Here is a 24,534-nt window from a genome sequence, read left to right on the forward strand (position 1 = left end):
TCCCAAGTCATTTTCGGTTGCAGCCCACCTTGGAGGGGTTAGGTATGCAAGTGAAACAAGTACTTCGGGAAACCGGAGTCGTCCTTGCTGCAGGTCTGTTGTACGGATCCGCGGCTTTCGCGCAGTCCAGCGTCATCATCGGCACTGTCATCAACACTGAGGACAAGAAGCCGGCTGCAGATGTCGTTGTGACCGCCACCTCGCCCAACCTGCAGGGCGAGCAGACCGTGGTTACTGACGCACAGGGTAACTACCGTATTCCCCAGCTCCCGCCGGGCACGTATACGTTGCGGTTCGAGAAGGAGACGTTCAAGCCTTACGCCCGCCCCGAAATCCAGTTGCTCCTCAACCGCACCATCCGCGTGAACGTGGAGCTCCTGCCGGACTCCTTCACGCAGACGGTTGACGTTATTGGTACGCCGCCGACGATCGACGTCGGTTCGACGAACCAGGGCGTCAACGTGGATCAGGAGTTCATCAGGCGCATCGCGGTGGCCCGTCCGGTCGGCAAGGGTGGCGCGACGCGCTCCTTTGAATCCCTGGCCGAGCTCGCCCCTGGCGCCCAGTCCGACCAGTACGGCGTGTCCATCAACGGCACGACCTCGCCTGAGAACGGCTACGTGGTGGACGGTCTGTCCACGAACGACCCGGCCTTCGGCGTGAACGCCAGCCCGCTGAGCATCGAGTTCGTGCAGGACGTGAACATCATCACCGGCGGTTACATGCCGGAGTTCGGTCGCTCCACGGGCGGTGTGATCAACGCGGTGACCCGGTCCGGTTCCAACGAGTTCCACGGCTCCGTGTTCGCCAACTGGACGCCGGGCGCCCTGGAAGGCAACCGCAAGCTGGTCATCGAGGACGGCACCACGATCACCGGCCTGAACGCCCTGAGCAACCTGGGCGACTTCGGCGCGACCCTCGGTGGTCCCATCCTGAAGGACAAGCTCTGGTTCTTCGCCGGCTTCGCGCCGTCGTTCCAGCGCTACGAGCACACGCGCTCGCTCAACGCCTTCGAGCTGGAGAACCCGTTCAACGCGGCGAACCCCACGCCGGCGGCGAACCCGGTGGCGACCGACGAGAACGGCTTCAGCGTGGTCCGGGAGATCCCGGGCTCGCAGCGGACGTACTTCGCCGACTCGCGCACGATCCAGTTCATGGGTAAGTTGACCTACCTCATCAACCAGGATCACAACGTGTCGTTCGCCCTCAACGGCACCCCGACCGTGTCGGGTGGCCTGGGCAAGCTGCAGATCAGCCCCCGCTCGGGTGGTCTGCCTGCGGCGCAGAACTCGCGTCCCGGTGACATCGGCCAGACCGAGAACCGCGCCAACACCACGGCGCTCGCCCTCAAGTACGCGGGCGCGTTCATGGACAAGAAGGTCCTGGTCGACGCCAACCTCGGTTGGTTCCACCAGACCGCGGGGACGCCTCCGGCGGACGGCAGCGCCATCGGCTCGACGAGCGGCCTGGCGGGCTACGCGCTGGCGCAGTACACCACCCGGCGTGCCCTGACGCAGTTCGAGAGCGTCCCGAACGCGGCGGAGTTCTGCGGCGACACCATCGAGGAGCAGCGGCTGCGCTGCCCGACGACGAACTACTTCGTCGGCGGCCCCGGTTTCATGTCCGAGGCCACGCTGGATCGCTACCAGATCAACGCCAAGGCCACCTACCTGCTGAACGCCCTGGGCACGCACGTCTTCAAGGCGGGCGTGGACACGGAGTTCCTGACCTTCGATCAGAAGAAGGCCTACTCCGGTAGCGTGTTCCTGCGGGAGGCGCGCACGTCGTACAACGGCGCGACCATCCCGATCTGGGCGGACGACCGTCGTTACGGCTACCAGACGGCGCCGGACTCCCCGGTGTTCGAGACCCTGCAGCAGTCCTCGACGAGCGGCACCACCATCGGTGGCTTCCTCCAGGACAGCTGGTCCATCGCCAACCGCGTCACCCTCAACCTGGGTGTCCGGTACGACGTGCAGTCCATGTACGGCGGTGATGGCAACCTGGCCCTGAAGCTCGGCAACCAGTGGTCGCCCCGTATCGGCGCGGTGGTGGATCCGTTCGCCAACGGCCGCGCGAAGCTGTTCGTGAACTTCGCTCGTTACTACGAGCAGGTTCCGCTCAACATGATGGACCGCGCCTTCCCGGGTGAGCGCCGCTTCACCGCGCGTCGCTTCTTCTCGGAGCCGGGCGCCGCGGGCGGTTGCGATCCGTCCACGCTGGAGGGCCAGCGCGGCAACTGCGCGGACACCCAGTTCATCGTGCCGCGCGCGGAGAGCACCCCCAACGCGAACCAGTTCTACAACGGCGGTCTGGTGCAGAACGAGCCGGTCGATCCGGACATCGAGCCCCAGTCGTCCGACGAAATCGTGGTCGGCGGCGAGTACGAGCTCCTGTCGAACACCCGCCTGGGCGCGACCTACACCCACCGCAACATGGGCAAGGTCATCGAGGACATGAGCCGCGATGACGGCAACACGTACTTCCTCGGTAACCCTGGCAGCGGCTTCGCCAAGGAGTTCCCGACGCCGGTGCGTGACTACGACGCGGTCACCGTCTACCTGAACCGCACGTTCACGGAGGGCTGGCTGGCGCAGGCGAGCTACACCTGGTCCCGCCTGTACGGCAACTACCCCGGTCTGTTCCGTCCGGAGAACAACCAGCTCGATCCGAACATCCTCGCGGACTTCGACCTGATTGCCCTCCTGAACAACCGCACGGGCCTGCTGCCCTTCGACCGTACGCACGCCATCAAGGTGTTCGGCGCCAAGGAGTTCAACATCTCCAACGCGCTGTCGGCGAGCATCGGTCTGTCCTACCGCGGTAACTCCGGTACGCCGATCAACTACCTCGGCGCCTACCCGGGCTACGGCCAGGATGAGACGTTCATCCTGCCGCGCGGCACCGGCGGTCGCACCCCGTGGATCAACAGCATCGACTCCAACGTGGGCGTGAACTACCGCGTGAGCAAGGACAGCGTGGTGTCCTTCACCCTGGACGTGTTCAACCTCTTCAACTTCCAGGGCGTGGACAGCGTGGACGATTCGTACACGTTCGCCCAGGTTCTCCCGGTGTACGACGCGAAGACCGGCAAGTCCGGCAACGCGTCCGACCTGCCGGGTCCGGGCAACCCGGGCAACGTTCCGCTCGCGGACGGCTCGGGCTATCTGGCGGAAGAAGACGTGAACCTGAACTTCAAGAACCCGGACCGTTACCAGGCCCCGCGGCAGATCCGCTTCGGTGTCCGGTACACGTTCTAATCCCCCAACCACGTGAGGAAGATCAGCAACATGCGCAAGAGCATTCTTTCGACGCTGGTTACGGTTGCTCTCGCGGGCAGTGTCACCGCCTGCGACATCGAGCAGCCGGATCCCGGGTGCATTGTCCAGGACGCGTCGTTCGCGAACTGGTGGGCGAAGTTCGACGCCGTGGACGCGCCGACGGGCACCTGCACGGACTTCGAGCCGCTGCTGGGTGACGAGCTCGGTGTCTGGAAGTTCGCGGACCCCGTGGCGAACACGGCCAAGCTGGTGATCCGGCCCCTGAGCCTGGCCGCCCTGGGTCAGTTCGACCTGACCAACACGTTCGACAGCCTCCAGGCGACGGGCAAACTGAGCACGGGGAAGGACGCGGATCAGTTCTGCACCGCGGACACCTTCACGACTGCCACTGTCAACGTGGATCAGGGTGACTTCGCTGCCGCACCGCAGGCCATCACGTACCAGTTCGACAACGTGAAGGTGTATTCGAACACCCGCGCGCCGGGTACGCAGATGACCGGCGAGCTGACCTACACGAACAACGGCTGCACCGCGCACTACGTGGTGCGCGCCGTGTGGCCCGCGACGAACTGCGACCCCACGCTGGATCCGAACGACGAGGCGAACTTCACCTCGACGTGCGGTCCGGGCTCCGGCATCAACCCGGACTTCGACTTGGTCTGCGACGCCGAGACCGAGTACTGCACCCCGGCCAAGGCCATCCCGTCGTTCAAGTAGTCGGCACTGACCGACCCTGAAGGCCAACGCGGCCCCGGCAGCCCCTCCCCCACGCGGGAGTGGCGGTCCGGGGCCGCGCTGTTGTTAGGTGTCTGGAATCCACGTTGGGAGGACCATGGAGGGCCGTTACGAACTCATCGAGCACGTCTGCTCACTGCTGGCGGACGAGGCGGGAACGCTCCGCAAGGAGGCGCCCTACCGGGTCGCGCTCTGCTACCCGAGCCCCTACCACGTGGGCATGAGCTCGCTGGGCTACCAGGCCATCTACCGGGAGGTGCATGAGCACGCGGGCGCGACCGCCGAGCGTGTCTTCCTTCCCGATGATGTCGAGACATACAAGAGAACCAGGACGCCATTGTTTACCTGGGAATCCCAGGCACCCGTGTCTAGCTTTGAAATGCTTGCCTTTTCAGTTGCCTATGAATTGGAGCTTTCAGGTTTATTCACGATGTTGGATTTGTCTGGTTTGCCGGTTCTTTCATCGGAACGGGATGCCAGACATCCGCTGGTGGTGGCGGGCGGCCCGCTGACGTTCTCCAACCCGGATCCGCTGGAGCCCTTCGTGGACGTGCTCGTCCAGGGGGAGGCGGAGGACTTGATCCACGTGCTGCTGGAGGCCGCGGCCTCCATGGAGCGCGAGGCGCTGCTGGATCACCTGGCGAAGGTCCCCGGCTTCCGGGTGCCCGGGCGGGGCGGGGCGCGCTACCACGTGGCGAAGGCGACGGACGCCCGGCTGCCGGCGCGCACGCAGATCATCACGCCCCACACGGAGCTCCGGTCGATGTTCCTCATCGAGCCGGAGCGGGGCTGCTCCCGTGGCTGCCACTACTGCGTCATGCGCCGCACCACGAACGGCGGCATGCGCACGGTGCCGCCGGAGCGCATCCTGTCGCTCATCCCGGACCATGCGAAGCGCGTGGGCCTGGTGGGCGCGGCGGTGACGGACCACCCGCGCATCGTGGAGCTCCTGCGCACCCTCGTGGACTCGGGGCGCGAGGTGGGCGTGTCCTCGCTGCGGGCGGACCGGCTCACGCAGGAGCTGGTGGATCAGCTCCGGCGGGGTGGGGCGACGAACCTCACGGTGGCCGCGGACGGGGCGTCCCAGAAGATGCGGGACCTGGTGGACCGCAAGCACTCCGAGGAACAGATTGTCCGCGCGGCCCGGTTCGCGCGCACGGCGGGCATGAAGCAGCTCAAGGTCTACAACGTGGTGGGCCTGCCCCATGAAGAGGACGCGGACATCGACGAGCTGATCCGCTTCACCACGGAGCTGTCGCGCATCCTTCCGGTGGCGCTGGGGGTCGCGCCCTTCGTGGCCAAGCGCAACACGCCGCTGGACGGGGCTCCCTTCGCGGGCCTGCGGGAAGTGGAGAACAAGCTGGAGCGGCTGCGCAAGGGCCTGCGAGGGAGGGCGGAGGTGAGGCCCACGTCCGCGCGCTGGGCCTGGGTGGAGTACATGCTGGCCCAGTGCGGTCCGGAGGCGGGGCTCGCGGCCATGGACGCCTGGAGCGCGGGAGGCAGCTTCGCCGCGTGGAAGCGGGCCTTCCAGGAGCGCGGGTGCGAGCCGTACATGGCCCGCCGGGTGGAGGACGGGCGGCGCCAGCCCACGGTGTGGCCCATCGTGCCGGGCCGCCCGCCGCCCCAGCCGTCCGCCGCCTGACGGGGCCCGCAAAGGCCGTATTCGCCGGGCTCCGCTTTCGCTAGAAGATGGTCAGCGGGGCCGATGGCCGGCACTCGCATGGCCTCGGAGCGCATCTGGTGAGCACGCAGCGCGTGGAAAAGTCGTGGCAGAAGACGGGCCTCAAGGACTACTCGACGGAGGCCCTGCTGAGCACGCTGGGGCACTACGGCATCCCGGTGGGAGAAGAGGACTACCGCAAGCTGGCGGAGTCCGCCTATCCGCTCGGCATCGCCCAGCAGTGGGCGGCGAAGTGGAAGGGCACCGGCCCCTTCAAGGACTACGTCGTGGCCGCGGCCGTGGAGCTGTGGCGCCGGTGGATGCCGGACCGCGTGTCCCCGCAGGAGTTCACCACGGCCCTGGCGACGCTGATGCAGGTGCTCGTGCACAAGCTCAACGGCGCGAAGGAGGCCCCGGTGGCCTCCTCCTTCGAGCACGTGAAGGCGCTGCGCTCGAAGCTGGCGGTGGATGACAAGGGCGCGCTGCCCCAGCCGTTCCTCCAGGAGGCGCTGGCGCCCTTCTCGGAGAAGGACGCGGAGCTGTTCGACAGCCTGGCGGAGTCGCTGGCCGCGCAGGGCCACCTGGACGACGCCTCGGCGTTCGCCGAGGTGGAGGAGTTCCTGCTGCCCGACCGGCGCGGCATCTCCCAGGCGGTGGTGCGCGCCGCGAAGGGCGAGCGCGAGCCCGCCATCCAGGACCTCAAGAACCTCATCCACGACACGGCGCGCGCGCCCATCTCGCGCCTGCTGGCGGTGGACGGCCTCATCCACCTGCAGGCGTGGATCGACGCGTCCGTCGAGGGACGCGGCCTGCTGGCGGAGGCGGAGAAGGCCAACGACATCCACCTGGCGCTGGACCTGGTGCCCCGCCTGGAGCACGTCTTCAAGCAGCAGAACGACCGGTCCGCGCTCCTGGAGCTGATGGGCACGCAGGAGCGGCTGGAGGCCCTGCACGACAAGATGCACCCGGGCCACCGGGCGCACCGGCACCAGCACGCGCAGCCGCAGCGCCGCCGCTAGTCGGCCGAGCTTCAGGTCCCCGTGCGCCGGGGGCTCCGGGCTTCCGGGGCCTCGGGCGCTTGGGGTTCGCTGGCCGCCGCGGGCGTCGCGCCTTCCGCGTCCGGCGTGCCGGGCTTCACGCCAGGCTTCTCTGTCGCCGCGCGCTTGAGCTTCACGGTGACGACGCCGGGCACGCCTTCCGCCACGTCCCGCACGGGCACGACCGCGCCCACGGTGGTGTACCGGATGGCGCCCGTCTGGGTGAAGGCGTGCTTGAGGGCGTACTCTTTCGCGCGCGGGAGGAACCACTCGCGCACCCGGGGCAGGGGCAGGGCGTGCAGCTCCCCCTGCGTGAGGAACACGTACAGCATCAGGTCCGCGCCGCTGTAGAGGAAGCAGCCCGGCGTGTCCTTCTCCAGGTTGGAGATGAGCTCGAAGAAGTAGCGGCGGCGGGTGGCCTGGCGGTCGCCCTTCACTTCAATGCCGCGCACCTCTCCGGAGGGCAGCTCCCAGAGCAGGTCCACGCCCCGGTGCTGGAAGCGCGGGTCCAACTGCACGTCGTGCACGCGCGACCCGGGCTCCGTCTCCAGGAGCCACGCGCGGGCGTGCTGCACGGCCCGGTCGGCCGCGCCCTGCACGCCCCGCATGCTGAAACTGCGGCCTCCCATCGCGGCTAGCGGCGCAGCTCGACGCCGGAGGCCACGAGCTGCACCTCGCGGGGCTTGCCGTCGGTGCCGCGCGGGACGATGGCGCCTTCGGCCTCGTAGTGCTTCGCGTGGGCGTCGCTCAGCTCCGCGACCTTCACCACGCCCTCCACGCGCGCCTGCGAGCCCGCCGAGTCCAGCGGGACGAAGAAGCCGTAGTCCTTGAACGTCACGCGCACGCCGGGGCTCTTGGCGTCCTGGGCCAGCTCCATCCAGCAGCCCTTCTTCTCACACGCCTTTCGCACCTGGCCCTCCACGCGCACGACCTTGCCGTCGTGGGCCTGGGGCTTCGCGAGCAGCTCTGACAGCTTCACCGTCTTCTCACCCTTGAGGGGCTCGCCGCGGGTGAGCGTCCAGTCGCCAGGGTTCGCGGCCTTGGCGGCCTCGGGCGTCTTCGCGTCGGCGGGGTGGTGGCAGTCGCTCGCCGCGGCTTCGGCCTTGGACGCTTCCGCGGCCTTGGCTGCGGGCTTGGGCGTCTTGTCCGCCGCGAGGGCCACGAGGGGAGCGGCGACCAGCATCACGAGGGCGGTGCGGAGCATGTGCATGCCCGTTCGCTTAGCCCAGGTTTCCGGGGCCCGGCAAGGCACCCCTTCCATCCTCGCGACTTGTCCCGCACACTCGGCGCGAGGTGCGCATGAAGGTCACCATCCCCGCCCCCAACCGCCGGTTGGGCACATTCGAATGGCTCGGGCTCGTCGGGCTCGGGGGGCTGCTCGTGGGGCGCTACGTCCCCGTGGCCCGCATCATCCCGTTCTGGGGCTGTGTGCTGCGCGAGCACACGGGCTGGCCCTGCCTGGGCTGTGGGCTCACCCGCGTGGCGGACCGCGTCGCGCACTTCAACATCCCGGGGGCGTGGGAGGCCAACCCCCTGGGCACCGTGTGCGCGCTCTTGTTCGCGCTGGCCGCGGTGGCGACGGTGCTGCACTTCCTCTTCGCGCTGCCCATCCCGGAGGTGGAGCTGGAGGAGCGCGAGTGGCGGTGGGTGCGCATCGCGTTCCCGCTGGTGTTGCTGGTCAATTACGCCTACGTCGTGGTGCACACCCGTTTCCCGCACCTGCTGTCCTGAAGGGCGGGACCCTGTCCTCTTCCGTGCTCTCCGCCTTCCTCCTGCTGGGCTACCTCTGCGGCTCCGTCCCCTTCGGCGTGCTGCTGACGCGGTGGCTGCGCGGAGTGGACGTGCGCGCCAGCGGCAGCGGCAACATCGGCGCCACCAACGTCACGCGCGTCGCCGGCAAGAAGCTGGGCGCGGTGGTGCTGCTGCTGGACGCGCTCAAGGCCGTGCTGCCCGTGGCGCTGGCCGTGCACTACCTGCCCGGGGACACGAAGGCGCACGCGCTGGTGGGGCTGGCCGCGGTGCTGGGGCACGTGTACCCGGTGTGGCTCAAGCTCCAGGGCGGCAAGGGCGTGGCGTCCGCGCTGGGCGTGCTGGTGGTACTGGTGCCCAAGGCGGCGCTCGCGGGGGCCATCATCTACGGGCTGGTGGTGGCCCGCTGGCGCGTGAGCTCCGTGGGCTCGCTGGCCGCGGCGGTGGTCGCCATCGCCACCGCGTTCCTCACCGCGCCCGCCCGCGAGTACGTGCTGCTCACCGCGGGCCTATTCGTCCTGATGCTCTGGACCCACCGGAGCAACCTCCAGCGACTCGCCCGCCGCACCGAGCACCGGCTTTGAGCCGGGAGGCAGCGGCGGGGCGCGGTAGCCCAGCAGCGTGCAGGGGATGGGGCCGTTCCAGACGTCGCGCCGGGCCATGGGGCGCGCGTGGAAGGCGCTCTCGAAGGCGGGGTTGCCGGACAGCACCCAGACGCGCCAGCCCGGCAGCGCGCGCAAGCTGTCACCCAGCTTGAAGTAGAAGGTCTTCATGCCCTTCTGGCCGCCGGAGCCGAGCCGGTCTCCATAAGGCGGGTTGGTGAGGACGAGCCCGCCGCCCTCGGGCAGGGGCGGGAGCTTCGTCGCGTCGCCCTCCGCGAGCTGGATTTCCTCGCCCATCCGCGCCGCCTTCACGTTGCGGTCCGCGGCCTCCAGGGCCTCGTCGCTCTTGTCGAAGCCGAGGATGGGAACCTCCACCTTGCGCTCGTTGCGCCGCGCGTCCGCGCGCAGGTCCGCGAGCAGCTCCTTCGCGCGCGCGCCCAGGTGCGGCCAGCGCTCCACCGCGAAGCCCCGGTTGATGCCCGGGGCGCGCTTGCGCGCGATGAGGCCGCCCTCGATGACGATGGTGCCCGAGCCGCACATGGGGTCCACCAGCGCCTCCGTGCCGGTGTAGCCCGCCGCGCGCAGGAGGGCCGCGGCCAGGTTCTCCTTCAGGGGCGCGGGGGTGGGGCGCACGCGGTAGCCGCGCCGGTGCAGCGGGTCACCGCACAGGTCCAGGGAGAGGGACAGCTTCTCCTTCACCAGGTGGGCCACCACGGACACGTCCGGGTTGCGCGTGTCCACGTCCGGCCGCGAGCCCAGCTTGTCGCGCAGGCGGTCCACGATGGCGTCCTTCACCTTCAGGGCCACGAAGCCGGAGTGCGCGTGCTCGGTGTCCTTCAGGTTCGCGTCCACGGCGAACGTCACGTTCGTGGTGAGGTGCTCCTCCCACGGCACGCTGGCGACGGCGTCGTAGAGCCCCTGGGCACCATGCGCTTCGAACTCGCCCAGTGGATAGAGCACGCGCATGCCGATGCGGGACCAGAGGCAGACGTTGAGGGCCTCGTCGAGCGAGGCCATGAAGCGCACGCCGCCGCGGTCCTGGCGGATGCGCTTCGCGCCAAGCTCCTTCAGCTCCTCGGCGAGCAGGTCCTCGGTGCCGCGCGCGGCGGTGACGAATAGGGCAAGACGTTCAGCCATGGTGCACCGCCCTTAGACGACCCGGGGCCGATTGGGAACTGCTCAGGTGGCCACGACCTCGTACATCGTGAAACTGGCGTCCTCCTGGGACGCGCTGGCCCCCTTCGCCCGCTGGAAGTCCTCGGACTGGAAGTAGGCCCGCATGGCGTCCCGGTCCTTCCAGCGCGTGACGAGCAGGATTTCAGGCGAGCGCTCGAACGAACGCAGCACCTCCAGGCCCAGGAAGCCCGCGTAGCCGTCCACGCGCCGCGAGCGCTCCTGGAGCCGGTGGACCCAGCCGTCGGCCTCTTCGGGGGACGCGCGGAAGCGGGAGATGGCGACGATCATTCGGCCGTCCAAGGGAAAGTAGAGCGGGGGCGCCCGGAAGCTCTTTCCGTGGCGCCCCCGAGGGGAAAACCGCCGGGGGACGGAGGTCCGTTCCCCGGGCTTTGAATCCGTGGCGGCGGGCTACATCGCCCCGGCGCCGGGCATGTCGCCCAGGCCGCGCAGCAGCACCTCGCGGGGCTTGGCGCCGTCCGCGGGGCCCACCACGCCGTCGCGCTCCATGCGTTCAATCATGCGCGCCGCGCGGTTGTAGCCGATGCGCATCTTGCGCTGGAGCATGGAGATGGAGACGGAGCGCATCTCGCTGACCGCCGCGAGCGCCTGGTCGTAGAGCTCGTCGGACAGCTCGTCCTCCTCGCCACCGCCGCCCTCGTTGTCCTCGTCGCGCGGCTTGAGGATGGACTCGTCGAAGACGGGCTTGCCCTGGGCCTTGAGGTGGTCCACCGCCTTCTTGATCTCCTGCTCGGAGACGTAGGCGCCGTGTACGCGCTGCAGGTGGGCGCTCGTGGGCGGCATGATGAGCATGTCGCCCATGCCCAGCAGGGCCTCCGCGCCCACCGTACCCAGAATCGTCATCGAGTCCGGCTTCGAGCGCAGCATGAAGCTGATGCGCGTGGGGAAGTTGGCCTTGATGATGCCCGTGACGACGTCCGTGGACGGACGCTGGGTCGCGACCATCAGGTGGATGCCGGCCGCGCGCGCCATCTGCGCGAGGCGCGCCACGTAGGTCTCCACCTCGCGGCTGGCGACCATCATCAGGTCCGCGAGCTCGTCGATGATGACCACGATGTAGGGCAGCTTCTTGAGCTCCTTCTTCTCCGGGGAAGCGGCCTCCGCCGGCGTGGACTCCTCGCCGTCCTCCTCGAACTCCGCGTCCTCCTCGCCGTCGGCCTCCAGGGTGGGGGCGGGCTCGGAGACGATGGCCTCACGCAGGTCCTCGTCGTCCTCGCGCGGCATGGCCACGCCCAGCCCGTCGCTGGCGGAAGCGGGGGCGGGCACGGTGCTGCCCTCCACGTCCACGACGAACATCTTCTTGGGCTTGGTCTTCTTCTTCGCGGCGGGGGCGGGCGCGGGCTTCTCCTCCGACGCCTGCGTCTCCACCAGCTTGTTGAAGCCTGCGATGTTGCGCACGCCCGCCTCGGACAGCATCTGGTAGCGGCGCTCCATCTCCTCCACCGCCCAGCGCAGCGCGAGCGCGGCCTTCTTGGGGTCGGTGACGACGGGGAGCAGCAGGTGCGGGATGCCCTCGTAGACGGAGAGCTCCAGCATCTTCGGGTCCACCATGATGAAGCGGACCTCCTCGGGCGTGGCCTTGAGGAGGATGCTCATGATCATCGAGTTCACCGCCACGGACTTGCCGGAGCCGGTGGTACCCGCGATGAGCAGGTGGGGGGCCTTCACCAGGTCGAAGACGTACGGCATGCCTTCGATGTCCTTGCCCACGCACATGGTGAGCTTGCTGCCGCTCTTCTGGAACGTGTCCTGCTCCGCGATCTCCTTGAGGAACACCGTCTCGCGGTCGCGGTTGGGGACCTCGATGCCGACCACGCCCTTGCCGGGGATGGGGGCGACGATGCGCACGCGCATGGCCTCCATGGCCATGGCCAGGTCGTCCTGGAGCGCGGCGATCTTGCTGACCTTGATGCCGGGCCCGGGCAGGAACTCGTACATGGTGACGACGGGGCCGGGGCGGATCTCCACGACCTCGCCCACGATGCCGAAGTCCGCCAGCTTCGCGCGCAGCTTCTCCGCCGTGACGAGGAACGCGTCCTTGTCCAGCGCGGAGCGCTCCTTCTTGTCCGCCTCCAGCACGTCCAGCGGCGGCAGCGAGAAGCTCTTGCGGTCACCCACGAACTCGAACTGGTCCTGCGGCCGCTTCATGGCGGTGGGCTTGGGCGGTGCCTTGGGCTCCACGATGAGCGGCATGCGCGCCAGCGCCGCGGGAGGCGCGGGGATGAGGGCGTTGCCCGGCGCGGCGGCGGCCGGCTTCTCCGCGGCCACGGGCTTCGCGGCGGGCTCGGCGGCCGGAGGCGTGAGCGACGCGGCGGGCACCGGCGGCGTGGACGGCGCGGAGGGCGGGGTGACGATCTGCGGCGTCTTGCGAGCGCGGCGCGGCGGCTCTCCACCGTCCGCGTTGGCGGGCAGCTGCGGCTGGGGCGCGAGGAAGGACGCGGCCCAGGCGGGGTCGGCGCCAGGGGAGCGGCGCTCGGCGCGCTCGGGCGGCAGCGAGGGTTGCTCGTCGGAGGCGTCGTCGTTCTCCTCGTCCTCGGACGGCTCCTCGCGGGCGAGCTTCTTCTCCAGCTTCTCGCGCTCCTTCTGCTCCTTGAGCGCCTTCTTCGCGTTGGCGAGTTGCTCCTTCTCGTTCTGCCGGGCCAGGCGCACGGCTTCTTCCGCCAGGGACTCCGCCTCGGCGGCCTCGGCCTCGGCGGCAATGCGCTCGGCCTCGGAGAGCTCCTCCTCCTCGGCCTCCAGCTCCGCGAGGAACGCGGCCTCCTCTTCCTTCTCCTGCGCGAGCCGCTCCTGGCGGGCCGCGTAGTTGACCTTCTGCTGCTCCCAGAAGACGTGCGCGTTCTCGGAGATGCGGCGGCCCAGGACGGTGAGGCCGGCCCACACCAGCGAGCACAGCTTGAAGAACGTGTACTGGGTGCCCACGATGAGCGCCGCCGCGCTGATGGCGGTGACGAGGATGATGGTGCCGACGGTGGAGAACATCCCCTCCATCAGGCCGCCCAGGCTCGCGCCCAGCGCGCCGCCGGGCGGGTGGGCCCAGCCCTTGTCCTTGGCGAACATGAGCTGCGCGAGCACGGACACGCTGCAGGTGAGCAGCGCCAGGGAGATGATCTGCGGCATGCGGCGCCGCTCGCGGTTGCCCACGAAGAGCACCACGGCGGTGTAGATGCCACCCGCGGGGATGAGGTAGGCGCACACGCCCAGCGCGCCGCGCAGGGTCTCCGCGATGAGGTGGCCCATGGGGCCCACCGCGTTGTGGAAGCCGGGCCCCACGCGGTCATGCGCGTCGAACGTGGCGACCGCCAGCAAGGCCAGCAACGAGGCGGCCAGGATGAAGACGCCGATGAGCGCCCGCTTGGCGGGGCTCGCCGCGCCCGGGGCCTTCATCTTCTTGTTGTTGAGCGCCTTGCGGCGCGTCGCGATCTCCTGCCGGGAGAGCACCGCCTTCTCCGCCCGGCCACCCTTCTTTGCCGCTGTCATGGACCCCTGTTCCCTCTGCCCGATTCCAGCCGCGTAGCGAGCTGTAGCAATCCGCCCGGCGAGAATAGGGAGGGAGGGGGCGGGGTCAATTTTCCGGCAGGCGTCCAAGGGGCCCCCGAGGAGGCGGAAGCAGGGCCTACATTTCGGGCGCGTCCCCGTGGCGAGAGGGTATGGTGCCTGCCGCCAAGGAGAACCCGAGACCATGTCCGACCTGAGCCCCGACAAGCCCTCCCACAACGAAGACGACTACTTCGCGCGCGAGGAGATTGAAGCCAAGCGCAAGCTGGCCCTCGAGCAGTCCAAGGAGATGGCCGCCCAGCAGCGCGAGTCGCTCAAGCAGCTGCACTACATGAAGTGTCCCAAGTGCGGCATGGACCTGCAGACGCTGAAGCAGGGCGACGTGGAGCTGGAGAGCTGCTTCAACTGCCACGGCGTCTGGCTGGACGCGGGCGAGCTGGAGCAGGTCATCAAGCAGCACGGCCACGAGGGCAGCGGCAAGGTGATGGGCGCCATCCTCAACCTGTTCAAGCGCTCGTAGTATCGCAAGTCCGGAGGAGGCTTCCCCATGGCCCTCACGCTCGAGCAGGTCCGGCACGTGGCCACCCTGGCGCGGCTGTCGCTGACGCCGCAGGAGGAGGAGCGCTACGCCACCCAGCTGTCAGCGGTCCTGGACGCGGTGGCGGAGCTGGAAGCGCTCGACGTGAGCCAGGTGGAGCCCACCTCCCACGCGACGCTCGCGTCCTCGCTCTTGCGCGAGGACGTGCTGCGTCCGTCACTGCCCCCCGAAGCAGGGCTCGCCAACGCGCCGGCGAAGGTGGGCAGTGCCTTCGCGGTCCCGAAGATTCTGGAGTAGCCCGCCATGTCGTCGCTGACCGACCTGTCGATGCTGGAGCTGGCGGCGAAGCTGGCTTCGCGCGAGGTGTCCTCCGTGGAGGCCACCCAGGCGAGCCTCCAGCGCATCGCCCAGGTGGACCCGAAGGTGCGTGCCTTCCTGCGCGTGGACGAGGCCGGGGCGCTGAAGGCCGCCGAGGCCAGTGACGCGCGCCGCAAGGCGGGCAGCCCGCTGAGCGCGCTGGACGGCGTGCCCGTGGGCCTCAAGGACATCTTCCTCACGGAGGGCGTGGAGACCACTTGCGCCTCGCGCGTCCTGGAGGGCTTCGTCCCGCCCTACGACGCCACCGTGGTGCGCCTGCTGAAGGAAGCGGGCCTGCCGCTCGTGGGCAAGCTGAACATGGACGAGTTCGCCATGGGCTCGTCCAACGAGTCGAGCGCGTACTTCCCCACCCACAACCCGTGGGACCTGACGCGCACGCCGGGCGGTTCGTCCGGTGGCTCGGCGGCGGCGGTGGCGGCACGGGAGGTGTTCGGCGCGCTGGGCACCGACACGGGCGGCTCCATCCGCCAGCCCGCGGCGCTCACCAACACCGTGGGGCTCAAGCCCACGTACGGCAGGGTGTCGCGCTACGGCGTCATCGCCTTCGCCTCGTCGTTGGATCAGCCGGGCCCCATGGCGCGCACGGTGGGGGACACCGCGGCGCTCTTCCAGCTCATCGCGCGGCATGATCCGCTCGACTCCACCTCCGCGGACGTGGAGACGCCGGACTGCCTCACGGGGCTGGAGGACGGCGTGCGCGGCCTCAAGCTGGGCGTGCCTCGCGAGTACTTCGCGGAGGGCATGGACCCGGAGGTAGCGGGCACGCTGCGCGCGTCGCTGGAGGAGCTGGAGAAGCTGGGCGCGACGCTGGTGGACGTGTCGCTGCCGCACACGAAGTACGCGCTGGCGACGTACTACCTGCTGGCCTCGTCCGAGGCGTCCAGCAACCTGGCCCGCTACGACGGCATCCGCTACGGGCAGCGGGCGAAGGACGCGCGCGGGCTCAAGGAGCTGTACACGCAGACGCGTGGGCAGGGCTTCGGCGCGGAGGTGAAGCGCCGCATCATGCTAGGCACCTACGCGCTGTCCGCCGGCTACTACGACGCGTACTACCTGCGCGCGCAGAAGGTCCGCACGCTCATCCGCGAGGACTTCACGAAGGTGTTCCAGCAGGTGGACGCCATCGTGTCACCCACGTCGCCGGTGCCGGCGTTCAAGCTGGGCGCGAAGGTGGACGACCCGCTGTCCATGTACCTGATGGACGTCTACACGCTGCCGTGCAACCTGGCGGGACTGCCCGGCCTGTCCGTGCCGTGCGGCTTCACGCAGGCGGGGCTGCCCATCGGCATGCAGCTGTTGGGGCGCCCCTTCGACGAGGCCCGCCTGCTCCGCATCGCCCGCGCGTTCGAGCGCGAGCACGACTTCTTCCGCCGCGCCGCCCCCGTCTAGCGGGCGCGACACAAGGGTGACACCGCCATGCCCCTGAGCGACTTCCAGACGGTCATCGGCCTCGAGGTCCACGCGCAGCTGCTCACGCAGTCGAAGATCTTCTGCGGCTGCTCCACTGCCTTCGGCGCCGAGCCGAACCACCACACCTGCCCGGTGTGCCTGGGCATGCCCGGTGTGCTGCCTGTGCTCAACCAGCGCGTGGTGGAGTACGCGGTGCGTACGGGCCTGGCGCTCGGGTGCACGGTGAAGCCCACGAGCGTGTGGAGCCGGAAGAACTACTTCTATCCGGACCTGCCCAAGGGCTATCAGATTACCCAGTACGACCAGCCCATCTGCGAGTGGGGCGAGCTGGTCATCGACACGCCCTCCGGGGAGAAGACGGTGCGCGTGCGGCGCATCCACCTGGAGGAGGACGCGGGCAAGAGCGTGCACGAAGCGACCGCGTCCGCGGGGCAGAGCCTGGTGGACCTGAACCGCGCGGGCGTGCCGCTGATGGAGATCGTCAGCGAGCCGGACCTGCGTGATGCCGACGAGGCGGTGGAGTACCTCAAGGTGCTGCGCGACGTGCTGGTGTACCTGGGCGTCAACGACGGCAACCTGGAGGAGGGCAGCTTCCGCTGCGACGCCAACGTGTCGGTGATGCCCAAGGGCTCCACCACGTACGGGCAGCGCTGCGAGTTGAAGAACCTCAACTCGTTCCGCTTCCTCAAGCAGGCCATCGAGTACGAGGCCGCGCGGCAGGTGGACGTCATCGAGTCCGGCGGCAAGGTGGACCAGGAGACGCGCCTCTGGGACGTGAACAAGGGCATCACCCGGTCCATGCGCTCCAAGGAGGACGCGCACGACTACCGCTACTTCCCGGAGCCGGACCTGCCGCCGCTCCTCGTGTCGGACGCGCTGAGGGACTCGCAGCGGCAGTCGCTGCCGGAGCTGCCGCGCGCGAAGCGCACGCGCTTCATGGGCGAGTACGGCCTGCCGGCCTACGACGCGCGCATCCTCACCGCCGAGCGCCCGCTGGCGGACTTCTTCGAGGCCTGCGCGAAGCACGTCTCCGACGCGAAGAAGCTCTCCAACTGGTTCCTGGGTGAGCTGAGCCGCCTGCTCAAGGAGGAGGGCACGCCCATCTCCGCGCTGCGCTTCACCCCGGCGCAGCTGGGTGAGTTGCTGGCCACGGTGGAGAAGGGCACGGTGTCCGCGAACGCGGCGAAGGACGTGCTCGGGGAGATGTTCCGCACGGGCCGCCCGCCCGCGGACATCATCGCGGAGAAGGGGCTCGCGCAGGTCAGCGACGTGGGCGCCGTGGAGGCGGTGGTGGACGACATCCTCGCGAAGAACGCGGGCGAGGTGGAGAAGTACAAGGCCGGCAAGAAGAGCGTGTACGGCTTCTTCGTGGGCCAGGTGATGAAGGCCATGAAGGGCAAGGGCAACCCCGGCCTCGTCAACGAGCTGCTCAAGAAGAAGCTGGGCGAGTAGGGCGCTCGTGGCCCGGCTCCTGACGGTGAACGGTGTCTCGTACCGCTGGAGCCTTCGGGGGCGGCGGGACGCACCGGAGGGAACGGGCTGGCGGCTGCTCACGGTCGTGTGGGCCGAGGCCACCCGGCAGGCGTTGCACGTCCGTGTCCGCCACGATGATCCGTGGCTTCACGTCGGCGACGGCGACATGACCGGACTCGTGACTCGCGACGTGGGCCCCGACCTGGTGGCGCGGGTCATCGTGATGGCGCGGGACCTGGGGTGGAAGCCGGAGGAGCGCGGCCCCACGCTCAAGTTCGTCCTGGAGGATGACGCGCGGCTCGTTCCCGCGGCGCCTACCGGGGAACAGTGACGTGGAGCACGTCCTCGCCGCGTGGATCCGCGGACTGGGCGAGCACGTGCACGTCGTCCGGCCCCCGGCGCTCCAGGATGAGCGAGGGCGCCTCGAAGGTGTTGTCGAAGAAGCCACCGGTGAGCTGCGGGTTCACCGCGTAGCGCACGCGCTTCAGGGTGCGCAGCTGCGTGAAGAGTCCCTCGTTGAACCACTGCTCGCGGCGCAGTTGTGTCTCGCCGGGCGCGTTGAAGGCCCAGGGGGCGTCCCAGCTCCAGGCGTTGGCGGAGGGCTGCGCGAGCACCTCCACGCCCAGCGCGTCCAGGTACTGCGCGCAGGGCACGAAATAGGGCTCGCCGGACGTGTGGGGTTCGCGGAAGCCGTCGTAGCAGACGAGCGTCCCCAGCTTCCCGAACGGCGTGTCCAGCACGGGCAGGTCCTCCGGGCGGCCCGGGCTCAGGTGCAGCACGTCCTCCTGCGTGGGCACCAGGTTCACCTTGCGCGTGACGGCCACGCAGTGCCCGTCCGGTGAGAACGTGTAGCTCGTGTTGAAGGTTCGCGCGCCCGCGGGCTCGTACTCGGGGGTGTCCGGGCCCAGGCGGTTCGTGGGCAGCAGCGCGCTGCCGGCCACCACCCACAGGCCGAAGTCGCGCGCGATGCCGGAGAAGGTCTCGTACATGGCGCGGTGCACGCGGGGCGCAACCGTGGCGTAGAGGCACTCCTCCAGCGTCGGTGGATGAAAGGTGCTCCACGTGCGGAACATGCCCAGCCACTCCGCGAGCGCCACGCGCGTCATCGCGCCGTTCGTCGTCTTGCGGCGGCGCACGCGCGACAGGTGCCCCATCAGTCCCAGCGCCGCGCCCACCATCTCCGGCCAGACGACGAGCGCGGGGTTCAACGGCCGGCCCGAGGCGTCCCGGGGACGCAGCGCGTCCGCCCGTGCAGCGAGCGCCCGATGGTGCGAGGCGAACGTCTCCTGCGAGGCATAGTCGTCGAGCGTGACGCGCGGCTGGATGGCGAACAGGTCGAGGGAGGGGGGCACGGTGCCGCGAGGATGGCACCCACCCCCATGCCGCGCGAGCCTCGCGGCGATGGACCGTCAGGTTCCGGGAGTGCCCCCGTCGAGGCCGTGCCCGGAGGCAGTGATGCGCATGAAGAGGACACTCCACGTCGAGGTGCACCCGTTCGTCGACGCGGCGGAGGCGCTCGCGGGACGGAAGGTGAAGGGCCGGGGCGTGGCACCCGACAACACCGTGTGGTGGCTCGCGGACGCGGGAGGCGAGGGCGACGAGGTCCTCCACTTCGCGGATGCGTGGGACTTCTGGGAGCGGTTCACGCTGCCTCGCGGTGCACCGGACTTCGACTTCGTCCAGCCGCTTCCCGATGGCGCGGTGCTGCTCGTGAACGGGCGTTGCCGTTACCGTTCGGAGACGGGATACGAGCGCAACGCCCACGTCTACTCGCCGGAAGGCACGTTGCTGCGGGAGCTGACCCTGGGGGACGGCATCGAGGACGTGCAGACGACGTCCGATGGACAGGTCTGGGTCAGCTACTTCGACCAAGGCGTCATCGGCAGCCTGACCCGGGGCGGCGGGTCGTCCATCGGCGCCAAGGGCCTGGAGCGCTTCGATGCGCTGGGGCAGCGGCAGGAGAGCGGTGTGTCGATGGCGCTCGGCCTGGGGCAGTACATCCTGGACTGCTACGCGCTCAACGTCGCTTCGGAGCAGGAGACCTGGTTCTACAGCTACACGGACTTCCCGCTCGTGCGCATGCGGCCCGGACAGCCCTCCACGGTCTGGATCTCCCCGGTGCATGGCGCGCGCGCCATCGCCGTCAACGACACGCACGTGCTGTTCGGCGGGAGTTACGACGACAAGCCGCTGCTCCAGTTCTACCGGTTGTACTACCGGGGCGAACAGCGCCTGGCTCCGCTGACCCATGTCGTCCTCACGGACGAGACGGGCCGTGCGTGGCAGCCCTCGTGGCTCAAGGGCCGGGGACCCTGGCTCCACGGCGCGGAAGGGACTCGCCACTTCCGCGTGCACATGGATGAGCTGCTCGCCCTCGCCGCTGCTACTTGAGGAAGCCCAGCTCGCGCAGGCGCTGCTTGAGGAACGCGTCCGCGGTGATGGGCGGGTGGCGCGCGGGGTTGTCCGGCGTCTCCGTCTGCGGCAGCGGCTTCAGGATGCAGTCGGAGAACGGGTGCACGAAGAAGGGCATCGAGTAGCGCACGGTGTCCTGCTCCGTGCTGGGCGGGTTCACCACCCGGTGCGTCGTGGACGGGATGACGCCGTTCATCACCCGGCTCAGCATGTCGCCGGAGTCCACGACAATCTGGCCGCGCAGCGTGTCCACGGGGATCCACTCGCCGTCGCGCGTGAGCAGCTCCAGGCCGCCGGCCGTGCCCTCGCACAGGAGCGTGATGAAGTTGATGTCCTCGTGCTCCGCGGCGCGCACCGCGCCCGGGATGAAGCGGTCCTTCAGCGGCGGGTAGTGGATGAGCCGCAGCACGGAGTTGCCGTCCACCGTCATGTCGCTGAACGTGTTGCGCGCGATGCCCAGGTAGTCCGCCAGCGCCTGGAGCATCACCGTCGCCGCGTCGTCCAGCTCCCGGTAGAGCGTCAGCGTGTGCTCACGGAAGGTGGGCACCTCCTCCGGCCAGACGTTGGGACCGTAGTCGTCGCGGTACGGGTGGCCCACGGGCAGCTCGCGCCCCACGTGCCAGAACTCCTTCAGGTCCCCCACCTTGCGGTTCTTCGCGTGCTCCTGGCCGAACGCCATGAAGCCCCGCTGCCCCGGACGCTCCGGCACCGCGTAGCGCGTCTTGGTGGACTCCGGCAGCTGGAAGAAGCGCTCCACGTCCGCGTACGTGCGGCGGATGAGCGCGTCCTCGACGCCGTGGCCTTCCACGGTCACGAAGCCGAACTCCTTGAGCGCGTCGCCAAACACCTGGACGAAGCGGGCCCGCTCCTCGGGAGTGCCGGAGCGGTAGTGGGACAGGTTCACGGTGGGGATGCGTCGGGCCGAGCGGGACATGCGCGCATCCTAGCCGCGTGACACCTTCCTGACACGTCGCAGTCCGCCGCCCAACCGTCACCCCGGCCCACGGGCGGGGGCCCTCCTCACTTTGAGACACCCACCCTTGGCGGCAGTGGATGCCGGGCTTCCGGGATGTGCAGATTGGGCAGGGAATAGGCCAGGGGGGCGCGGTATGGCCGAAGTCGCGAGGAACGAGCGCACGTGCTCAGCGTGCGGGCGGGGACATGGCGAGGGGACGTCGTGCGACACGCTTGTCCGGGAGGCGGGGGGCGGCCCGGGCAAGGCCGTGGAGCCGCCGGCCGCCGTGGCCGCGGCGGAGGAGGTGGACCCGCTGGTGGGCACCCAGATGGGCAGCTTCCGGCTGGTGCGCCGGGTGGGCCGGGGAGGCATGGGGTCCGTCTACCTGGCCGAGCACGTGTCCATTGGCAGCCGCGTGGCGGTGAAGGTGCTGCACGAACACCTGACGCGCTACCCGGAGCTGGTGCAGCGCTTCCACGCCGAGGCCCGGGCGGTGAACCTCATCGGGCACGAGAACATCGTCAGCATCTTCGACCTCAACGCCACGGCGCCCCGGCCGTACCTCATCATGGAGTTCCTGGAGGGGGCGCCGCTGTCGGCGTGGGTGGGGACGCCCCTGTCAGCCGGGGCGGTGGTGCCCATGCTGATGCAGGTGTGTGATGCGCTGCATGCGGCGCACGGGCGGGGCATCGTCCACCGCGACCTGAAGCCGGACAACATCTTCCTGGTGAAGCGCGGGCGGGGGATGCCGTTCGTGAAGGTGCTCGACTTCGGCATCGCGAAGCTGGTGGACGCGAGCATGCCGGAGACGGTGGCGGGCATCATCGTGGGCACGCCGGAGTACATGGCCCCGGAGCAGTCCCTGAGCCGGCGCCTGGACGGCCGCGCGGACCTGTACGCGGTGGGCGTCATCGCCTACCAGCTGCTCACCGGGCGGCTGCCCTTCCCCGACGAGGGGCTCACCGCCCAGCTCGTGGCGCACCAGACGCGCACGCCCCCGGCCCCGCGCTCCATCTGCCCTTCGGTGCCGCCCGCGCTGGAGGCGGTGGTGCTGCGCGCGCTGGCGAAGACGCCGGAGGAGCGCTTCCCCCACGCGCTCGCCCTGCGGGCCGCATTGGAGCAGGCCCTCGCCACGCGGCCCCCGTCGCCGCGCGCGGCCGTGGGCGCTCCCCGTCCCGTGCAGGCAGGGGCCTCTCCGGGGACTCCCGTCACCGGGCCCCGGCGCACCCCGCCGCTGGCTCCGCCGGGCGCGTCCGGGGGGAAGACGCTCCCGGTGCCCGTGCAGGTGGTGCTGCAGCCGGGCGCGCAGCCCCGGGCCTTCACGGGGTCGGACCTGTCGCGCGGCGGCGTGTTCCTGCACGCGACGGGGGAGCTGCCCCCGCTGTTCGCCCAGGTCCAGGTGGTGCTGCCGCTGTCCACGGGGCCGCTTTCGGTTACATGCGAGGTGGTGCGCCACGTCTCGCCCGAGCAGGCCCAGGCCTGGAGCATGCGCCCGGGGTTCGGCGTGCAGTTCGTCGCGCCGTCCGCCGCGCTGAAGTCCCGCGTGGAGCAGCACCTCGCGAGCGCCACGGCCTCTCCGCCCCCCGCGTCCCGGGAGCTTCCCGACGACGCCGAGGCCGAGCGCGTCCTGGCGATGTGGCGCGGACAGCTGGCGGGGGAGGGCACGCACTATGCGGTGCTGGGGCTCTCACAGGACGTGGAGCTGGAGTCCGCGCGGGAGCGGGCGCGCGAGCTGTGGGGCGCCCTGTCCGCGCTGCGGCAGCGGCCCCTGTCGCGCGGGCAGCGCTCGCGCCTGGAGTCCATGCTGATCCGCGTGAGGGACGCGGGCGACACCCTGGGTGTGCCGCTGCGCCGGGCCCGCTACGACGCCCGGCTGGGCAATGCCCGGGGCGTGGCGCGGTGCCTGGAAGCGGGCCTCACCGCGGTCCAGACGGATGCCCTGCGCCGCGAGTACCTGGCCGAGCAGCCCCGGGCGGTGGGCACCGCGCGGGTGCACTTCCTCACCGGCAACGCGCTGGAGCGCGACGGCCAGCTCCAGCGGGCCCTGGAGTCCTACGAGCGGGGCCTGGAGCTGGACCCCCTGGAATGGGAGTACCACCAGCGCCGCCGGGTGGTGGACCGGGCGCTGGGTGCGCGCCTGTCGGGGCCCCGAAATGAAAGAGCCCGATTCCCTGGGGAGGGAACCGGGCCCTGATGCAGCGGCGGGAGCCGCTGGCGGACGATTACTCCTCGCCGATGCTGATGCCGACGCCCGCGGAGCAGGACGCGCTCACGCCGGTGGCCTTGCTGTAGCAGCTGAGGAACGCGAGGCTGAAGGCCGCCTGCTCGGACTGGGACTTATCGGAGCAGCTCTTGAGGCTGTCCACGCAGTCCAGGGCCGCGTCCAGCTTGTCCTTGTCGGAGTCGTTGCAGCTCTCCAGGCCATCCTTACAGGCCTTGGTCTCGGCCTCGGTCGGCTCCTCGGGGGTGCTGTTGCTGTCGAAACCACACTCCTCGAACTTGGAGGCCAGGTCCTTGGCGAGGTCCTCGGTGCGATCGCAGTAGTCGCCGCCGCCGCAAGCGGTGAGCGTGAGCGAAGCCATGGCCGCCAGACCGAACAGGATCTTCTTCATGATGGTTCTCCCCCTCAGGGATGAGGTACAAGTGGAATGCAAACGGCGCGCATCCTAGCGAGCGCTCGATTGCGGTCCAGTGGACCTTATTCCGGGAATTCTATTCAAAAGCAAATAGGGAGGCTGGGAGCGGGCTGATCCGCCAACTGCCTTGACTCCCCCCCGGGATTCTCGTAAGTCCCGCCGTCTTTTAGCGCGCCGGCCGGTCTTCCGTCCGAAATGCGCGTTGGATTCCATGGGTTGAACCAACCCGAAGCTGACAGGGGTTCGACGATGTACGCAGTCATTCGCACGGGCGGAAAGCAGTACCGCGTCGCCGAGGGCGACGTTGTCCGGATCGAGAAGATCGCCGGTGACATCGGCGCTGAGGTCTCGTTCACCGAGGTTCTTCTGCTGGGTGGCTCTGAGAGCCCGAAGGTGGGACAGCCGACGGTGGCGGGCGCGAAGGTCGTGGGCAAGGTGCTGGCGCAGGACAAGCACCGCCGCGTCCTGCACTTCCGGAAGGAGAAGGAAGGCTGGACCCGTCGCCGTGGCCACCGCCAGTCGTACACCGAGGTGAAGGTCACCTCGATCTCCGGCTAGTCGCCTTTCCGGGCATTCCCCACACGAACTTCAAGGAGCAGGTGTCATGGCCCATAAAAAAGGTCAGGGTTCTTCGCGCAACGGGCGTGATTCCAACCCGCAGTACCGTGGCGTGAAGGTGTACGGTGGTGAGACGATCACGGCGGGCAGCATCCTCGTGCGCCAGGTCGGTACGGTCATCCACCCGGGCACGAACGTGAAGCTCGGTCGCGACTTCACCCTCTTCTCGACGGTGGACGGCGTGGTGAAGTACGAGCGCCTCGGCCGCGACAAGAAGAAGGTGTCCGTGTACCCGGCCGCCGCCGAGCAGGCGAGCGCCTAGTCAGTGGCCCTGGGGCAACCCGGGGCACGGCTTACCGAGCGGGTCGTTCCCGGTCCTTCCGTTCCCGTTGGGAGCGGGTGGATGCGAGGACGGCCCGCT

At 69.5% G+C, this 24,534-nt stretch carries 23 protein-coding genes; 15 read left to right on the top strand and 8 right to left on the bottom strand.

The features are described from left to right. Positions 1-44 precede the first annotated feature (44 nt). The 4 genes from D7X30_RS31065 (at position 45) to D7X30_RS31080 (ending at position 6,695) form a co-directional block, all read left to right on the top strand. Complete coding sequence (locus D7X30_RS31065; protein ID WP_120566601.1) at positions 45-3,260, top strand: TonB-dependent receptor; 3,216 nt, start codon at positions 45-47, stop codon at positions 3,258-3,260. Positions 3,261-3,290: 30 nt separating this feature from the next. Continuing rightward, complete coding sequence (locus tag D7X30_RS31070) at positions 3,291-3,998, top strand: hypothetical protein (protein ID WP_120566602.1); 708 nt, start codon at positions 3,291-3,293, stop codon at positions 3,996-3,998. Positions 3,999-4,113: 115 nt separating this feature from the next. Then, positions 4,114-5,658 (top strand): radical SAM protein, encoded by a 1,545-nt coding sequence (locus tag D7X30_RS31075; RefSeq protein ID WP_120566603.1) that lies wholly within the window; start codon positions 4,114-4,116, stop codon positions 5,656-5,658. Between the two features lie 98 nt (positions 5,659-5,756). Further along, complete coding sequence (locus tag D7X30_RS31080; RefSeq protein WP_199724597.1) at positions 5,757-6,695, top strand: hypothetical protein; 939 nt, start codon at positions 5,757-5,759, stop codon at positions 6,693-6,695. Positions 6,696-6,706: 11 nt separating this feature from the next. Here D7X30_RS31080 and D7X30_RS31085 read toward each other — a convergent pair whose 3' ends face one another. Both D7X30_RS31085 and D7X30_RS31090 read right to left on the bottom strand, forming a co-directional pair. Continuing rightward, entirely contained in the window at positions 6,707-7,321 is a 615-nt protein-coding gene (locus tag D7X30_RS31085; RefSeq protein ID WP_233591889.1) for a hypothetical protein, read from the bottom strand. Positions 7,322-7,347: 26 nt separating this feature from the next. Next, entirely contained in the window at positions 7,348-7,923 is a 576-nt protein-coding gene (locus tag D7X30_RS31090) for a DUF4920 domain-containing protein (protein WP_014394206.1), read from the bottom strand. An 89-nt stretch (positions 7,924-8,012) separates the two neighbouring features. Here D7X30_RS31090 and D7X30_RS31095 point away from each other — a divergent pair, with 89 nt between their 5' ends. Both D7X30_RS31095 and plsY read left to right on the top strand, forming a co-directional pair. Then, positions 8,013-8,444 carry a DUF2752 domain-containing protein gene (locus D7X30_RS31095; RefSeq protein ID WP_120566606.1) on the top strand — a complete coding sequence of 144 codons (432 nt, stop codon included), beginning with the start codon at positions 8,013-8,015 and terminating at the stop codon, positions 8,442-8,444. A gap of 23 nt (positions 8,445-8,467) precedes the next feature. Then, positions 8,468-9,046: a glycerol-3-phosphate 1-O-acyltransferase PlsY gene (gene plsY, locus D7X30_RS31100; protein WP_120566607.1), complete on the top strand. Its 579-nt coding sequence runs from the start codon at positions 8,468-8,470 to the stop codon at positions 9,044-9,046. Here plsY and D7X30_RS31105 read toward each other — a convergent pair. From D7X30_RS31105 to D7X30_RS31115, 3 genes are all read right to left on the bottom strand, one after another. Then, positions 8,972-10,201, bottom strand: coding sequence for a class I SAM-dependent RNA methyltransferase (locus tag D7X30_RS31105; RefSeq protein WP_120566608.1), 1,230 nt, complete (start codon positions 10,199-10,201; stop codon positions 8,972-8,974). The genes plsY and D7X30_RS31105 overlap by 75 nt on opposite strands. A 42-nt stretch (positions 10,202-10,243) precedes the next feature. Further along, positions 10,244-10,528, bottom strand: a complete 285-nt coding sequence (locus tag D7X30_RS31110; RefSeq protein ID WP_120566609.1) for an antibiotic biosynthesis monooxygenase — start codon at positions 10,526-10,528, stop codon at positions 10,244-10,246. 120 nt (positions 10,529-10,648) lie between these two features. Then, positions 10,649-13,735 carry a DNA translocase FtsK 4TM domain-containing protein gene (locus D7X30_RS31115; RefSeq protein WP_199724598.1) on the bottom strand — a complete coding sequence of 1,029 codons (3,087 nt, stop codon included), beginning with the start codon at positions 13,733-13,735 and terminating at the stop codon, positions 10,649-10,651. Between the two features lie 202 nt (positions 13,736-13,937). Between D7X30_RS31115 and D7X30_RS31120 the strand changes: the two genes are divergently transcribed. From D7X30_RS31120 to D7X30_RS31140, 5 genes are read left to right on the top strand one after another with little or no spacing between them, the layout of a single operon-like run. Then, complete coding sequence (locus D7X30_RS31120; protein ID WP_120566611.1) at positions 13,938-14,273, top strand: zf-TFIIB domain-containing protein; 336 nt, start codon at positions 13,938-13,940, stop codon at positions 14,271-14,273. A gap of 27 nt (positions 14,274-14,300) precedes the next feature. Beyond that, positions 14,301-14,588, top strand: a complete 288-nt coding sequence (gene gatC / locus D7X30_RS31125; RefSeq protein WP_014394213.1) for an Asp-tRNA(Asn)/Glu-tRNA(Gln) amidotransferase subunit GatC — start codon at positions 14,301-14,303, stop codon at positions 14,586-14,588. A 6-nt stretch (positions 14,589-14,594) separates the two neighbouring features. Continuing rightward, complete coding sequence (gene gatA, locus D7X30_RS31130) at positions 14,595-16,058, top strand: Asp-tRNA(Asn)/Glu-tRNA(Gln) amidotransferase subunit GatA (RefSeq protein WP_120566612.1); 1,464 nt, start codon at positions 14,595-14,597, stop codon at positions 16,056-16,058. Positions 16,059-16,085: 27 nt separating this feature from the next. Beyond that, on the top strand, positions 16,086-17,531 hold the full coding sequence (gene gatB / locus D7X30_RS31135) for an Asp-tRNA(Asn)/Glu-tRNA(Gln) amidotransferase subunit GatB (protein ID WP_120566613.1): 1,446 nt from the start codon (positions 16,086-16,088) through the stop codon (positions 17,529-17,531). A 7-nt stretch (positions 17,532-17,538) separates the two neighbouring features. Then, positions 17,539-17,883 (top strand): hypothetical protein, encoded by a 345-nt coding sequence (locus tag D7X30_RS31140; RefSeq protein WP_120566614.1) that lies wholly within the window; start codon positions 17,539-17,541, stop codon positions 17,881-17,883. On the opposite strand, the gene D7X30_RS31145 is transcribed toward D7X30_RS31140, so the two are convergent. After that, a complete protein-coding gene (locus D7X30_RS31145) occupies positions 17,867-18,904 on the bottom strand; it encodes a carbon-nitrogen hydrolase family protein (protein ID WP_120566615.1) in 1,038 nt (345 codons plus the stop codon). The two genes, D7X30_RS31140 and D7X30_RS31145, sit on opposite strands and share 17 nt — an antisense overlap. A 109-nt stretch (positions 18,905-19,013) precedes the next feature. Between D7X30_RS31145 and D7X30_RS31150 the strand changes: the two genes are divergently transcribed. Continuing rightward, positions 19,014-19,943 (top strand): hypothetical protein, encoded by a 930-nt coding sequence (locus tag D7X30_RS31150; protein ID WP_147443366.1) that lies wholly within the window; start codon positions 19,014-19,016, stop codon positions 19,941-19,943. Here D7X30_RS31150 and D7X30_RS31155 read toward each other — a convergent pair. Further along, a complete protein-coding gene (locus D7X30_RS31155) occupies positions 19,936-20,898 on the bottom strand; it encodes an isopenicillin N synthase family oxygenase (RefSeq protein ID WP_120566617.1) in 963 nt (320 codons plus the stop codon). The two genes, D7X30_RS31150 and D7X30_RS31155, sit on opposite strands and share 8 nt — an antisense overlap. Positions 20,899-21,073: 175 nt before the next feature. Between D7X30_RS31155 and D7X30_RS31160 the strand changes: the two genes are divergently transcribed. Next, positions 21,074-23,113 carry a protein kinase gene (locus D7X30_RS31160; RefSeq protein ID WP_120566618.1) on the top strand — a complete coding sequence of 680 codons (2,040 nt, stop codon included), beginning with the start codon at positions 21,074-21,076 and terminating at the stop codon, positions 23,111-23,113. A gap of 28 nt (positions 23,114-23,141) precedes the next feature. Here D7X30_RS31160 and D7X30_RS31165 read toward each other — a convergent pair whose 3' ends face one another. Next, positions 23,142-23,531, bottom strand: coding sequence for a hypothetical protein (locus D7X30_RS31165; RefSeq protein WP_120566619.1), 390 nt, complete (start codon positions 23,529-23,531; stop codon positions 23,142-23,144). 273 nt (positions 23,532-23,804) lie between these two features. Between D7X30_RS31165 and rplU the strand changes: the two genes are divergently transcribed. Continuing rightward, positions 23,805-24,113 carry a 50S ribosomal protein L21 gene (gene rplU / locus D7X30_RS31170; RefSeq protein WP_120566620.1) on the top strand — a complete coding sequence of 103 codons (309 nt, stop codon included), beginning with the start codon at positions 23,805-23,807 and terminating at the stop codon, positions 24,111-24,113. Positions 24,114-24,159: 46 nt separating this feature from the next. After that, complete coding sequence (rpmA, locus tag D7X30_RS31175) at positions 24,160-24,435, top strand: 50S ribosomal protein L27 (protein ID WP_014394223.1); 276 nt, start codon at positions 24,160-24,162, stop codon at positions 24,433-24,435. The last annotated feature ends 99 nt before the right edge of the window (positions 24,436-24,534 follow it).

Origin of the sequence: Corallococcus sp. AB011P (assembly GCF_003611605.1) — a bacterium.
GTDB lineage: Bacteria > Myxococcota > Myxococcia > Myxococcales > Myxococcaceae > Corallococcus > Corallococcus coralloides.